Consider the following 14495-nt stretch of genomic DNA (forward strand, 5'->3'; position numbering starts at 1 on the left):
CTCTCACGTACCGAGCTTGGCGAGCAGCGCCGCCATTTTGGGATCGCCGTCGGCAGGAGGCGTCCAGTCGACCTGCACGACCTCGATATCGCAGTCCCGCAAGTCTTTCACAAAGCCTGCTAGCCCGACGTTCACCACGCTCGGCTTGCTCATCAACAGACGCCCGCTCGGCGTTCCTTCCTGCTTGGTCACCACTCGCGGCCTCCCTATATCCGATGCGTCGATCTTAGTAAGAAGGTTTTTACTTTGTCAAACACGCGCAGCCTTTGGTCCGAATTCCCGTCGCGTCGCATGATCGATTAGGCCCCTGCGATTGATCGCGTCGGCGGTCCGTTGCCGGCGAGACCGGCATGATGCAGCGCGCTGTCGTTGAGCAGGCGGCACTCGATCGCGCGCACCACCATCAACGCACCTGCAAACGCATCCAGTCCGGAGCTTTGCCCGATCCTCGACAGCGCCGCGACCGCGGACTTGATACGATTGACCCGTCCGCCAATCGTCGCGTCGATGGCTTCATGCAGCGCCGCCGCCGCGAAGCCGAGCCCGGCACTTTGCAGGTGGGCGGCACTGATCTCATTGGTGCGGCCGAGATGCGCGCGACAGGTCTTCCACAGCGCGTCGCGCGTCGCGAGACGGCCGAGGCCCGCGAGCGCGACCAGCGCGCCGCCGATCAGGTCGTCGCCGGATGGCGTGAGCCCGGGACCAAGTCCGATCAATTCGACGATCTCCGGGTAGTCACGCGGTGCACATCGCTCTCCACGAAGCCCGGCCTCGATCAATCGCTTGAGCGCGGCGAGCCCCGGCGCCGCGGCAGCGAGCACCCGCGACGGCCTTGCGGCCGGCTCCGCGCCACCCGACGACGCCAGTCCCTGCTCGACCGGCAAGCGACGCCAGACCTGATCGACCATCGCAAGCCCTGCCCGCAAACTGTCGATCGTCCATTCCGGCGAAGGCGGCGGCGCCCATACGGAGGCCGTCTCGAAACCGGCAAACCGCATACCGTCGACGAGCAGCATCGTGTCGAGGATCGCAACCTCTTGTCCGGGAACGAGCAGCCGCGGCTCGATCCCGGTGCACAGAAGATGCAGCGGGCCGGAGCCGAGGTCTTTGACACCGATGCAGATCCAGCGATCGTCGAGCACCGCATAAAGGCTGCGCTCGAACACCGCCGCAATACGGCCGCGCCGTCCGCTGCGCAGCGCGCGGCGCGCAAGCACGCCGACCTCGATCACGGCACCGCCGTCGAATCGTTCTGACACGGGCGCGCCGGGCAGGTCGCGAAACGTATTGCCTGGCCGCATCACACCGATCTCCCGTTGCGCAACCATGGCGTCAGGACGCGAGCACGGCGGTTCGCGGCACGCTACTGCCGTGAGCCTCTCCGCCGAGATAGGCGGCTTCAAGCGAGGGATCCTCCGCGATGATTTCGGCCGCACCGCTCTTCAGGATGGCGCCGGTCTCGAGCAGATAGGCCCTGTCGGCAAGCGCAAGGGCTTGCCCGGCCATCTGGTCGACCACGATCAAGGTCATCCCCTCGACGCGAAGCTGCTCGAACGAGGCGAACAGCTCGTCGACGACGAGGGGCGCCAGTCCAAGCGATGGCTCGTCAAGCATGAAGACCTTGGGCGCGGTCAGGAGCCCACGCGCGACTGCGAGCATCTGCTGCTCGCCGCCCGACAAAAGGCCCGCGCGATGGTTGATGCGCTCCTTCAGGCGCGGAAAGCGGGCAAACATCGCGTCGATCTCCGCATCGAGATCAAGACCCTTGCGTGCGAAAGCGCCGAGCTGCAAGTTCTGCCGCACCGTCAGCTCGGGAAACACCTGCCGTCCTTCGGGTACCAGCACGATGCCGGCCCTGGCGCGCGTATGCGCCGGCATCTTGTCGACGCGGCCGCCGGACAGCCTGATCTCGCCGACCGACCGCGGCGGTTCGAGACCGGCAATCGAGCGCATCAGGGTGGTTTTGCCCGCTCCATTGGCGCCGAGTACGGCGATAGCCTCGCCGGGCGCGACGGCAAGGTCGATCCCGCCGAGCGCCCGTGACAGGCCATAGAAGGCATCGAGTGTGCGGACTTCGAGTGCCGTGCCTTGTTTCGCAGGGCGCGGCGCGCGGCGCCGCTCACCGGACGGCGCGTCGCCGAGATAGGCCTTGCGGACCAGTGGATCGTTGCGGATCGCCGCCGCATCGCCGATCGCAATGCGCTTGCCGCCATCGAGAACGACGATGAGGTCGCTCAGCGACATGATCATCGGCATGTCGTGCTCGACGATGATCACCGCGATCCCGGTCTCCGCGATGCGACGGAGCAGAACCGTCAGCCGCTGCTTGTCACCCTTCGAAAGACCGGCGGCTGGCTCGTCGAGCAGCAGGACCTTCGGACGCAAGGCGAGCGCCCTCGCGATCTCAACCAGTCGCTTCTCGCCATGGGGCAGCGCGTCCGCGCGTCTGCTCAAATCGCCGTCGACACCGGCAAAGCGCAACAGCGACCGCGCAAGGCGCTCCTGCGCGTCATTGTGCAGCGCCGACACGATGCTACCGAGCTTGCCGGCCGCCGCCGCCAGAAGGACGTTCTCGATGATCGAGAGCGAACCGAATAGCTGCGTCGTCTGGAACGTTCGCGCCACTCCGACACGTGCAAGCTGGTGCGACGGCAAGCCGGTGACGTCGCGGTCGCCAAGCTTCACGGTGCCGGATTTCGGACGATAGAAGCCACAAAGCAGATTCAGCGCGCTGGTTTTCCCCGCACCATTGGGGCCGATGACGCTGGTCACCGTGCCGGTTTCGGCGGTAAACGAGACGTCCTGCACGGCGCGGACACCGCCGAACGAGATCGAGAGGTTTGTGACGTCAAGACGCGACGCGCTGCTGGTCCCGATGCCGAGGTCGGCGACCGGCTCGACGTCCCCCGCACCCGTATCGGCCTTTCCCGTCGGCAGGAACCTTGCCGCGAATTGCTCGATCAACCCCATGATGCCAGAGGGCGCGACCCGCAGCACGGCGAAGAGCAACACGCCAAAAGCAAGCAGACGATACTCCGCGAGATCGGACAGCATTTCCGGCAGCAGCACGACCAGCGCCGCCCCGATCACCGGCCCCAGCGCCGAGCCGGCGCCGCCGACCATGACGCCGAACAGTAGCAGGATCGATTGCAGAAAGGGAAACGAACTCGGACTGATATAGCCCTGGAGGGGTGCAAACAGCGCCCCCGCCAGCGCCATCGCTGCCGCCGAGATGATGAACGCCACGGTGCGGACCCGCACGAGATCAATGCCGATCGAGCGCGTCGCAACCTCGGTGTCGCGGGCGGCACGCATGGCGTAGCCCCAGCCGCTGCGCTTCAGGCGCTCGAACAGGATGAGGCCGGCGAACACCAGCACGATGCCCGCGATCGCCAAATGCCGCTCCGACAGCGGAAAGCCGAACACCTGCGGCGGTGCTGTCAGGATCAGGCCGTTGCCGCCGCCCGTGAGGTCACGCCACTCGATCGTGCCGTGCTCGACGATGAAGCCGAAGGCGATCGTCACCATCGCGAGATATGGACCTCGCACGCGCAAGGCCGGCATCGCGAGCAGACCACCGACGACGCTGACAAGAGCAATCGCTGCAGCCGTCGCCGCGAGATAGGGCCACCCTGCCTTCTCCATCAGGAGCACGGTCGTATAGGCCCCGATCGCCATGAAACCGATGTGGCCGAGCGAGATCTGCCCGGCGAGACCGAGCAGCACGTTGAGGCCGATGCAGGCGATCGCCGTCAGCGAGATGGTCGCGACCAGGAACACGCCGTAGCTGTCGGCAGCGGCGGCATAGAGGATGGCGGCCGCGAGTGCCGCGACGGCGGCGAGAACGGAGACGCGGGAGGTCATACCTTTTTCACTCCGGCTCGGCCGAGCAGCCCGTGGGGGAGGACGACAAGTATCGCGATCACCGAGGCGAACGTGATGATCTGGGTGTAGACCGATCCCAGATAGTTGGTCGCGAACACCTCGATCAGGCCGAGACAGAGCCCGGCCAGCATCACGCCCCAGGCGCTGCCGAGGCCGCCGATGATCGCCGCCGCGAAGGCCTTGATGCCGAACAGCGTGCCCATTTCGGAGGACACGTTGAACAGGGGCGCGATCAGCAGCGCAGCAACGCCGGCTAGCATCGCCGAGACCGCGTAGCTTGCCGCGATGGCGCCGCTGACGTTGATGCCCATCAGCCGCGCGGCGTTCGGGTTCTGGACCACCGCGAGCATGGCGACACCGTGACGCGTCCGGCGACTGAGCAGATGAAGTGCCAGCGCCAGCAGCAATCCGACCACGGGAATCAGGAGCTGCAACGGATAGACCCCGGCGCCCTCGACGATCTGGATCGGCTTGGCCGCCAAGACCGACGGAAAGCTGCGCGGCTCCTTGCCGAAGACGAACATCATCACGTTGTCGACGATGATGCCGACCGCAACGGTCGCCATCAGCCAGTTGTCGGAGCCGCGCTGCACGAACGGCCGAACGGCAAGGCGCTCAATCAGCAGGCCGTAGACCGCGCAGACGAGCAGAACGGCGGGAATGCCGGCCGCGGCCGGCCATCCCCACAGCACGAGGAAGAAGTAGCCGGCAACGGCTCCCAGGGTCATCGAGCTGCCCTGGGAGAAATTGACCGTGCCGGAGACGGCGTAGGTGACGTGGAAGCCAAGCGCAAGCAGCCCATACATGCTCCCGAGCGCCAGTCCTGTTATCACCGCGGGAAGAAATGACATCGATGACCACCCTGCTTGTTTGACGGACGATCGCGCGCGGTCAGTTCCGCGCGAACGGCATGATGTGATTGTCCTCGAACCGCGCCCAGATGTAGTCGCCCGCCGTTAGCGCATCGTGCTTGTCCTGCGCGAACGGCTTCTCATAGGTCTTGATCAAGCCGTCCACGCGGTCGATGGCGTAGAAACCGTCACGGACGGCGGTCGGTTCGGTGCCGCCCGCCTTTTCGATTGCTCGCGCAATGACCAGGATGGAGTCGTAGGCGTTGGCGACGCCAACCGCCGGCGTCACGTCCGCAGGCCCCTTGATATCCGAATACTTCGCCTGCAGCGCCGACATCACTCGCTTGCCGACGGGCGACAGGTTCCCGAAGAAGCTGTAGGTCTGGACGAAGATCACGTTCTCCGCGCTCGGCCCGGCGAGCTCGGTGAAACGGCCGCCGGCCGGTCCCCAATGCGAGACGATCGGCGGCGCCCAGCCCATGCGGTCGAGCGATTTCACCACCTGGGAGGACGGTCCGACGTTGCCGACCAGGTAGAGCGTGTCGGCGCCTGCCTGCTTCAAGCGCGACAGCTGGGAAACGACGTCGACGTCGTTGCCTTCAAACTTCTCGACGCCGGCAGGCTCGATTCCTGCGGCCTTCAATGCCGCCTTCAGCCCATGCTCGTTCGACTCGCCCCAGGGATTGTTGACCAGGATGAGCCCGGGCTTCTTCGCATTGTAGGTCTTGCGCGAGAACTGGACGATCGCCTTGTCGACCTCATCGTCCATGGCCGACACGCGGAACACGTAGTTGGACGGGGCGCCGTTCCGCGTGATGTTGGTTCCGGCGGCCCACGGCACGACGAACGGCACCTTGACGTTGTTGACGAACGGCACGATGGCAAGCTCGACCGGCGTGTCGAGGCCGCCGACCAGGACGGCGACCTTTTCGCGCTGAATCAGCTCGCGCGCGGCGATCAACCCTTTGGCCGGATTGCTCTCATCGTCGCGGCGGACGAGCTCGAGCGGACGTCCGAGCACGCCGCCCTTCGCATTGATTTCCTCGATGGCGATCGTCGCTCCGCGGGTGAGCGCCTCGCCGGCGCGCGCCGACTGTCCCGACAGGGCGGTCACCAGGCCGATCTTGATCGGTTCGGCCGCGCGCGCGCCGGACGCGAACGGCAACGCGGCCAGCAGGATCGTCGCTGCGGCGTGCCAAGCCGGCCAACGACGCGCAGGTCCGGACGAAACTATGCTCCTGAAGTTCATCTTCGGTGTTCCTCCGCTGATGGCGGCCTCGGCATCGAAGCCGCCAGTTCCTCCGCTGCCGCTTATGCGCGGACTTGACGGAAGTAAAAACTTTCTTCAAAAATATTCCGATGTCAAGCGAGCGATCAACCGCGCGGGGAAAATTCCGATGGACCCAAGGATTGTCGAGGCCCGCGACGTGTTGATCTCGATCGCGGAAGATGGCGACCGCCTGTCGCGCGGGGAAGCCGTGCTGCGCTCGGATTCTGTCGGACCGGCCCTCGCCGCTCACGGACGCTATCGCTACAGCGCGATCGCGCAACGCCCGGATTTCAATTGGCCGCAAGGACGGCGGCTTGCCGTCTACGTCGGTCTCAACCTCGAGCATTTCGCGTTCGGCGACGGGCTCGGTGCCGAGCTCTGCCCCGGCGGTCCGCATCCGGACGTCCTCAACTACGCCTGGCGCGACTATGGCAACCGCGTCGGCGTATGGCGCCTGATCGAGCTGTTCGACGAGCTGGAGCTACCGCTGTCGGTGCTTGCAAACAGCAGCATCTATCACTACTGCCCTGAAATCATGGAGGCATTTCGCGCCCGCGGCGACGAAATCGTCGGTCACGGCCGCACCAATTCCGAGCGCCAGGGTGTGCTTGCGCCTGACGAGGAGCGTCAATTGATCGCGGAAGCGACCGATGTCATCGCACGAGCCGAAGGGCGGCCGCCGCGCGGCTGGCTGGGGCCCTGGATTTCGCAATCACAGGTCACGCCCGATCTACTGGCCGAAGCAGGCTACGAGTACCTGCTCGACTGGTGCATGGACGATCAGCCGGTGTGGTTCTCGACGCGGAACGGCGGCCGCATCCTTTCAGTGCCCTATCCGCAGGAGTTGAACGATATCCCCTCAATCGTCGGTCGCAAGGACTCCGGCGAGCAGTTCGCCGCCATGATCACCGACACGTTCGAGGAGATGCTGGCACAGTCGAAAGGGCAATCGCTCGTCATGGGAATTGCACTGCACCCCTATCTGGTCGGGCAGCCGCACCGCCTGCGTCCGCTGCGCCGCGCCCTGCAAACGATCCTGGCGCGTCGTGACGAGATCTGGATCACCACCGCTGGAGGAATAGCCGCGTTCTCGCGCGCGCTGCCCGATGGCATCGTCCCAACATGATGGAAACAAATCGGGCCCCGATCGCCTCGCCGTTGCAACGAACCGGAGACGACCAGTGAGCACTGCCGACACGCTGTTTCGAAACGCCCGATTGGGCGATGGACGCACCGTCGATATCGCCGTGCGCGACGGCCGCATCACCTCGATCGCGTCGCACTCGCAATCGCCGGTCGCGGCCGGCGAAACCCTTGATCTAGCCGGACGCCTGGTGCTGCCGGGGCTGGTCGATGGTCATATCCACCTCGACAAGGGCTTCGTCGGCGACGATTGGAGGTCCCACCGCCCCTGCACCGCCGGTTTCAGCGTGCGCGAGCGCGTCAAGTTCGAAAAGGAGGCGCTTGCCGGCGCCAGGCCGATCGCGGTCCGGGCGGCGGCGCTGATCGACCTCTGCGTCGCGCACGGCACGACCCGGATGCGCAGCCACGTCGATATCGACCTTCAGGTCGGGTTGCGCAATCTCGAGCAGGTCATGGCCGCGCGCGACGCGCACCGCGACAGGGTGTCGGTCCAGATCGTCGCCTTTCCGCAAAGCGGCATCGTGACATCGCCGGGCGTGGCCGGACTGCTCGACGAGGCGGTTTGCGCCGGCGCGGACCTAGTCGGCGGCCTCGATCCGGCGGGTTACGATGCCGACATCGACGGGCATCTCGACGTCATCTTCGGCGTTGCCGACCGGCGTGGGGTCGGCATTGACATTCACCTGCATGACGGCGGCTTGCTCGGTATCTTCGAGATCGAGAACATTGCACGCCGGACGAAGGCCCTCGGGCTCGGCGGCAAGGTCACGATCAGCCATGCCTATGCTCTCGGCGAGGTGCCGCGAGACGTGGTTCAGCGCACCGCGCAGCTGCTCGCCGAGGCTGGAGTCGCCATTTTGACCAACGCGCCCGGAGCGCATGCGTTTCCGCCGGTGTTGCTGCTGCGCGATGCCGGCGTCAATGTATTCGCCGGCAATGACAACATCCGCGATTCCTGGTGGCCCTACGGCGACGGCGACCTCCTGGAGCGCGCCATGATCGTCGGCTACCGCTCCGGCTTCAGCACCGATGCCGACCTGGCGGCGGCGTTCAACATGGTGACCACCAACGCCGCGCAGGCACTCGGCCTCCCGGACTATGGGGTGGCCGAGGGCGCGGCGGCGGACTTCGTCGTGATCGACGCCCAGCACGTGCAAGAGGCCGTGGTGGCCCGGCCCAGGCCGCGCGATGTCTACAAGAATGGGCGCCTCGTCGCGCATGGCGGCACGGTCGTGACGGCGGCGCGTTGATCTGGATGTGGAGACCGAAACATCCGGAAGGTTACCCCTTGACGAGCCACCGCAATAGCGATCTCAATCCCGCGAGCCTGCACGGCAGGGCCCCGCATCCCGTTGAACATGATGGGCGGGGACATATTGTCCGCGCTGGGCTCGTACAACCTGAGAAAAGCTTGTCCCGTGACTGAAACGACAGCATCGACCAACCCGGCCCGCAGCGCCACACGCGGCAGACGGGCACGCGATTCCGCGTTGACGAAGGAAGCGATCCTGCACGCGGCGACGTTCGAATTCTGCCGCAACGGCATTGGCGGAGCTCGGGTTGAAGCCATCGCGAAGCGCGCCAAAGCCAACATGCGGTTGCTCTACGCCTATTTCGGCGACAAGAACGGCCTTTATCTCGCCGTGCTCGAACACGTCTACACCGAGATCCGCGCAGCCGAACAGCAACTCAAGCTCGACGACCTCGATCCGGTCGCGGCCATGCGCGAGCTGATCAACTTCACGTTCACGTTTTTCGGGGCGCACCAGAACTATATTGCCCTGATCAACAATGAGAACCTGCAGCGCGGCCGCAACCTGCGCAAATCGCGCAAGATCGCCGACCTCACACTGCCCTTGGTCGCGAGCATCGAAAATATCCTTCGCCGGGGCCTTGCGGTCGGGCTGTTCCGCAGCGACGTCGATCCGGTTCAGCTCTACGTCACGATCACGGCCATGAGCTATTTTCATGTCTCCAACCGCTACACGCTGTCGGCGATGTTCGACAAGGATCTGGGAGAGCCGGACTGGCTGGAGAAGCGTCGCCATCACGCGCTGGACGTGATCATGACCTGGTTGACGGCGACGACGGCCGCAAGCGAGGGAAAACGGAAACCGTCCGCAGCCAGAACACCGGCCGGCGCCGCACGGTAGCTCACGCGCGGCAAAATTCCGAGCAGCCTGCGGATGAGCGGCCAGGGTGCTGGCTTCACCGGGCAGCGACGACGCCGTCGCTGCGGGGATCGCTGGCGCCCTCGAGCAGTCCATCCGGGTGCCAGACGATTGCGCCGGCGTGGCCCATGAATTCCTCGAACGCACCGACCACCTGGATGTCGTGGCCGAGCGCCCGCAGCGCGTCGATGACGGCAGGATCGAAACGCGATTCGACCTTGAGATTGTTGTTCTCCTCGCCCCATGTGCGACCGAGCAGCCAGCGCGGCGCGGTCACTGTCGACTGAAGGTCCTGACCGTGCAACGCGTAGCGTGTGAAGATCGCCGCCTGGGTTTGCGGCTGCCCTTCGCCGCCCATCGTGCCGTAGGACAACAGCCGGCCGTCGCTGAGTTCAGCCATTGCGGGCTGAATGGTGTGGAACGGCAGCCGCCCAGGTTCCAGGCGGTTGATATCGGTCTCGGCGAGACCGAAGCTTGTCCCACGGTTCTGCCAGGTGACCCCGCTTTGGGGCAGGATGACGCCCGAGCCAAACTCCCAATAGATGCTCTGAATGAAGCTGACGCTGAGGCCGTTCCGGTCGGTCGCAGCAAGCCAGACCGTATCGCCCTGGGCCGTCGGGTCAGGCCAGCGCGCTGCATGATCAACGGCAACGGTCTTTTCGAGCGCCGAAATGGACTCGTCGGTGAGAAACTCGGCCGCCGACCGCGCCATGTAGTCGGGATCGGTCACGTAGCGATTGCGGATGCGGAACGACGCCTTCGTGCTCTCGACCAGCCGATGCAGATGATCGACCCCGTCCGCCCCCTTCGCCATGCGCCGGGCATAGAGCGCAAGAATCAACAGCGAGGCCAGGCCCTGCGTCGGCGGCGGCATGTTGAACACCTTGTGCCCGGCCACATCGACCGACAGCGGTGTCACCAGTGCGGCTCGATGCTGCTCCAGATCGGATAGGCGGAGCGGGCTGCCGAGCCGTTCGAGATCAGCGGCCATCGAACGCGCCAGGTCGCCGCGATAGAAATCGGAAAGGCCGGCTTGCGCCAGCTGCCGCAACGTGGCCGCGACGCGCGGCTGCCGCAACCGTGCGCCGACTGCAAGCGGAACGCCCTGCGGCAGATAGACATCGGCAAAGCCCGGCACATCCTGCAGTTCAGCGCGCTTCTTCGAGGTGTTGTCGTGCAGGGTCTGGGTCACGGCGACGCCATCGGCGGCGTAGCCGATCGCAGGTTCGAGCAACCGCGACAGCGGCATGCGCCCCCCATGGCGATCGCGGCTGAGCTCATAGGCCTTCTGCCAGCCATCGACGGTCCCCGCGGCGGTGAGTGCCGCGAGCGGTCCGCGGCTTGGGATGGTGCTGCAGCCATGCTCGCGATACCAGGCGCGGCTGGCGGCCTTCGCCGACCGTCCGCACGCCTGGATTCCGACCGGTGCGGAGCCCGCCCGGCCGACCAGCCAGAAGCTGTCGCCGCCGAGGCCGTTCATGTGGGGATAGACCACCGCGATCGTGGCGGCGGACGCAATCATCGCCTCGACCGCATTGCCACCTTCGGAGAGGACGGCGAGCCCGGCCTGCGCCGCAAGATGATGCGGCGCGGTCACCATTCCGCTATAGCTTCGCTTGGTCTGCAGCATGAACGCGTTCTCCGAAAGCAGCAGCTTGTAATAATATTCTTACTTACATTGTCAAGCGGCCGTCGCCTGGCCGCGGCGGCGCGAACGGCTGGCGGAGGTGCCGCGCGAGGTGATCGTGGCGAAAGCGGAAATCGGCCGCGCAAAGCTGCGCGGCAGCGGCAGCGGGGCGGGTCGCCGGATTCCCGGAGGTCCTGAATCTGTTCCGAAAAAGAAGCAAAAAATGTAGTCTCCTGAACCATGGCGACGATCCACGAATTCGGCCCCTACCGCCTCGACGCGGAAGCCGTGATGTTGTTTCGAGCGTCCGAACCGGTCGCGCTCGGGCGGCGCGCGGTGACGCTGCTTCGGCTGCTTGTCGAGCAGGCCGGAACGCCGGTTTCCAAGGACGCATTGATGCAGGCAGCGTGGCCGGGGCTTGCGATCGAGGAGAGCAACCTGACGGTGCAGATCGCCGCTCTGCGGCGGGTATTTGCCGACGTCGAGGGCGGCGCGACCTGGATCGAGACCCTGCCGCGCCGCGGCTACCGCTATGTCGGGCCACTGGTCGCCGCCGAATCCGGCGCCGGCCTGCCCGCCTCGCCGGCAGCGACGGTGCCGGATGGGCCGTCACTTGCGGTGCTGCCGTTCTCGAATCTCAGCGGCGATCCCGCGCAGGAATATTTTTCCGATGGAATCACGGCAGACATCATCGCCGAACTGTCGCGCTTCCGCTCGCTGTTCGTTGTCGCCCGCCACTCCAGCTTCGCTTACAAGGGCAAGACGCCTGAGATCAAGCAGGTCGGCCGCGAGCTCGGCGTCAGGTACGTGGCCGAAGGAAGCGTACGCAGGATCGGCAGCCGGATGCGGGTGATCGTCCAGCTTCTCGATGGCGCCAGCGGTTACAATCTCTGGACCGAGCGCTACGACCGCGAACTCGAGGACGTCTTTGCCCTGCAGGACGAGATCGTCCGCGCTATCGTCGCAGCCCTTCCGGGCCGGCTCGAGGACGCCGGCCGCGAGATCGCCAGACGCAAGCCGACCCCGAGCATTACCGCCTATGACCTGGTTCTGCTGGGCAACGAGCGGTGGCGTCAATTGACTGTGAAGGGCATGGCGGAAGCCAGGCAGTTTTTCCGGGACGCCGTCGCGCTCGATCCGCAATATGCCCGCGCTCACGTCAACATTGCCTGGACGATCGTCTGCGACGCGTTTCTCGAATCGCCCGGTACGGCGAAGCTCGACGACGCGCTGAGCGAGATCGAGACCGCGCTCGACATCGACGGCGGCGACGCCTGGGCCCATGGTGTCTTCGCGCAATTGCTGTTCCTGCGTCGCGAGGACGCCAAGGCCGAAATCCATTTCAGCCGGGCGCTCGCGCTCAATCCAAACGACGCCGACGTCGCCGCCGTTTTCGCGAACATTCTGGTCTACTGGGGACGGTGGCGAGAGGCCCTCACCTGGATCGGTGCGGCCAAACGACTGAATCCCTTCCCGCCCAATCTGTACCACTGGTACCACGCGCTCGCGCTCTATTCGGGGCGCCAATACGATGAAGCAGTCAAGACGCTGATGGAGGCGCGATCCCCCGACCGTTGGTCGCACAGTCTGCTTGCCGCCTGTTATGCGCAGATGGAGCGGCACAACGAAGCGCGATCCGAAGCCGAAGCGTTCGTCACGGAACGTTGTCGTGAAATGAGCGCGAACGGCGCAACGCCGCCAGCGAACACCCTCGATCTCGTTCGAGCGCGGGCCGAAAGGTACAGAATTTCAGCCGAACGCGAGCACTTCCTCGACGGCTTGCGCAAGGCCGGCCTATCCGGCTGAGCCGTAACGAGGGTCGCAACAGGCTGTTCGAAATTGACCGACAACGGTGCTCCGCCTCGACTTGCTTCGACCTCAAATTTCTGAGCCGCCGCTGCTGTCCGGATTGTGCAATGGTGGAGGATCGACGCTTGGCGTGGCGAAATTCGTAGCCCGTGGTAGCCGGGGAGCGCCGCCGCCATTCCCCGACACTCAGAAAAACGCTTCCAATGCGCGCGGTGCGGAAGCAGCTCGTTATAGAGGTCGAGGACGAAGGGGAGCGTGCCCGCGGAAAACAGCAGCCTCTGATCTTTGAATCTTTTGGATCTGGCCTGGGATCAGCTCAATCTGAGGAGATCGAGCATGGGAAAACTCCATGAAGGCGTCTGCGGTTTCGAATATTTGATCCACGAGCCCGCGATGCTCTGGTTCAATGATGGAGTAAATGTCGGGTTTGTCGCACCTCCACCATCCTGACCATAGTTCCGCTTTCTTCTCATTGGGATCAAAAATAAGGATGAGCGCCCCTCCGTCCTCATAGATGAACTCGGCGGGCACGCAGCCGTGTTTGATCAGCGTTTGCAGAACGTGGCAAAACTCATACCCGAATACGTACACATCGGGCTTTAGCTTAACGACTATGGGTTGGTCTGCGTTATCGTACCCGAAGGAATCGATGCTACTTGGCGGTTTAATCACTTTGATGCTTCCCGCGCTTGCGCCATGAAGCGAATCGCTGAGCTGCCTGCTTGGGATCAGTGATCCTGGTGGGTCAGCCGATACGTCAGGCGCTCACCTCGATACCCTTGAGAGCATTAGCCGACCGTGCCCGACGCTCTGAGATACGTCGCTCTATGCCGCGCCGGCGATCGGGCATCGGAACCTGCGAATCCCGCACGTTGCTCCTTCGCCGGACAAGAATTCGCCGATCAGCTACCCTGCGTTCCGTACCCACTTTTCGGTCGTCTCTCCGCACCACGCTTGTCGATCCGGCGATCGCTCTCTCCGGACGGGCGGCGTAAGCCCTGCGCGCCACCACGTCGCGGAGCGCCAGCCAGATGAACTCGCTGTTGGTGGAAAGATATCGCCGCCATAATTTGCGCGGCTCCATCATCAGGCGCCAGAACCACTCGAGACCGAGCGATTGGAATAGCCGAGGAGCGCGCCTGATAAAGCCGGCCAAGACGTCGAAGCTGCCGCCTACCCCCAGGATGACGGGAACTTGCAGCCGATCCCGATAGCGTTCGCTCCACACCTCTTTGAACGGGGACGGCAAGCCGATAAAAAGAATGTGGGCGCCGCTGGCTCGTATCTCATCGACGATAATTTCGTGCTCGTCCGGACCGAAGTAGCCGTTCCGAAAACCAGCGATCTTCAGCTGCGGAAAGCGCGCCTCGCAGACGCGAACGAGCTTTTCGACGACTTCCTGGTGCGCCCCTAGAAAATAGACACAAAGTCCGTTGGACGCGGCACCCCTTAAAAGTCCTTCCATCAGATCGATGCCGGCCACGCGTTCCGGCATGTGTTGACCTGACGCTCGTATTGCCCAAACCACCGGCATACCGTCCGCCACCGTCATATCTGCCGCGGAACATGCGTGCGCCAACTCCACGTCTCGCCGCATCATGCAGAGATGCGACGCATTGATCGTCATCACGACGTGAGAATTGTTCGAGCGGAGACAGATATCGACACAGCGCTGCGCCGCCTGACCGAGCGTAACCGCATCAAATTCGACGCCCAATAGGCTCGCGTGTTGCTTCATC

The 14495-nt window shown here is 64.6% G+C and carries 11 protein-coding genes; 4 read left to right on the forward strand and 7 right to left on the reverse strand.

The annotated features are described in order from the left end of the window. Positions 1–3: 3 nt before the first annotated feature. From ACVWY5_RS31120 to ACVWY5_RS31140, 5 genes are all read right to left on the reverse strand, one after another. Positions 4–195 carry a hypothetical protein gene (locus tag ACVWY5_RS31120; RefSeq protein ID WP_028333377.1) on the reverse strand — a complete coding sequence of 64 codons (192 nt, stop codon included), beginning with the start codon at positions 193–195 and terminating at the stop codon, positions 4–6. Between the two features lie 104 nt (positions 196–299). Then, positions 300–1301 (reverse strand): oxamate carbamoyltransferase subunit AllH family protein, encoded by a 1002-nt coding sequence (locus ACVWY5_RS31125; protein WP_283089695.1) that lies wholly within the window; start codon positions 1299–1301, stop codon positions 300–302. 31 nt (positions 1302–1332) lie between these two features. Beyond that, positions 1333–3864 carry a branched-chain amino acid ABC transporter ATP-binding protein/permease gene (locus ACVWY5_RS31130; RefSeq protein ID WP_028333378.1) on the reverse strand — a complete coding sequence of 844 codons (2532 nt, stop codon included), beginning with the start codon at positions 3862–3864 and terminating at the stop codon, positions 1333–1335. Beyond that, a complete protein-coding gene (locus ACVWY5_RS31135; RefSeq protein ID WP_028333379.1) occupies positions 3861–4736 on the reverse strand; it encodes a branched-chain amino acid ABC transporter permease in 876 nt (291 codons plus the stop codon). Before ACVWY5_RS31135 ends, ACVWY5_RS31130 begins: the two co-directional genes overlap by 4 nt. Positions 4737–4776: 40 nt before the next feature. After that, on the reverse strand, positions 4777–5901 hold the full coding sequence (locus ACVWY5_RS31140) for an ABC transporter substrate-binding protein (RefSeq protein ID WP_028333380.1): 1125 nt from the start codon (positions 5899–5901) through the stop codon (positions 4777–4779). A 232-nt stretch (positions 5902–6133) separates the two neighbouring features. Here ACVWY5_RS31140 and ACVWY5_RS31145 point away from each other — a divergent pair, with 232 nt between their 5' ends. From ACVWY5_RS31145 to ACVWY5_RS31155, 3 genes are all read left to right on the forward strand, one after another. Continuing rightward, positions 6134–7132, forward strand: coding sequence for a polysaccharide deacetylase family protein (locus ACVWY5_RS31145; protein ID WP_410712150.1), 999 nt, complete (start codon positions 6134–6136; stop codon positions 7130–7132). Positions 7133–7187: 55 nt separating this feature from the next. Next, on the forward strand, positions 7188–8399 hold the full coding sequence (locus ACVWY5_RS31150) for an amidohydrolase family protein (RefSeq protein WP_028333382.1): 1212 nt from the start codon (positions 7188–7190) through the stop codon (positions 8397–8399). A 240-nt stretch (positions 8400–8639) separates the two neighbouring features. Continuing rightward, a complete protein-coding gene (locus tag ACVWY5_RS31155) occupies positions 8640–9302 on the forward strand; it encodes a TetR family transcriptional regulator (protein ID WP_028333383.1) in 663 nt (220 codons plus the stop codon). A gap of 55 nt (positions 9303–9357) precedes the next feature. On the opposite strand, the gene ACVWY5_RS31160 is transcribed toward ACVWY5_RS31155, so the two are convergent. Next, the gene (locus ACVWY5_RS31160; protein ID WP_028333384.1) at positions 9358–10950 is read right to left on the reverse strand and encodes a gamma-glutamyltransferase family protein; all 1593 of its coding nucleotides are present in this window, start codon (positions 10948–10950) and stop codon (positions 9358–9360) included. 237 nt (positions 10951–11187) lie between these two features. Between ACVWY5_RS31160 and ACVWY5_RS31165 the strand changes: the two genes are divergently transcribed. Then, positions 11188–12753 (forward strand): winged helix-turn-helix domain-containing tetratricopeptide repeat protein, encoded by a 1566-nt coding sequence (locus tag ACVWY5_RS31165; RefSeq protein WP_028333385.1) that lies wholly within the window; start codon positions 11188–11190, stop codon positions 12751–12753. A 760-nt stretch (positions 12754–13513) separates the two neighbouring features. On the opposite strand, the gene ACVWY5_RS31170 is transcribed toward ACVWY5_RS31165, so the two are convergent. Then, the gene (locus tag ACVWY5_RS31170) at positions 13514–14494 is read right to left on the reverse strand and encodes a WecB/TagA/CpsF family glycosyltransferase (protein WP_028333387.1); all 981 of its coding nucleotides are present in this window, start codon (positions 14492–14494) and stop codon (positions 13514–13516) included. Position 14495: the final 1 nt, after the last annotated feature.

It is taken from the genome of Bradyrhizobium sp. USDA 3256, from assembly GCF_054058275.1.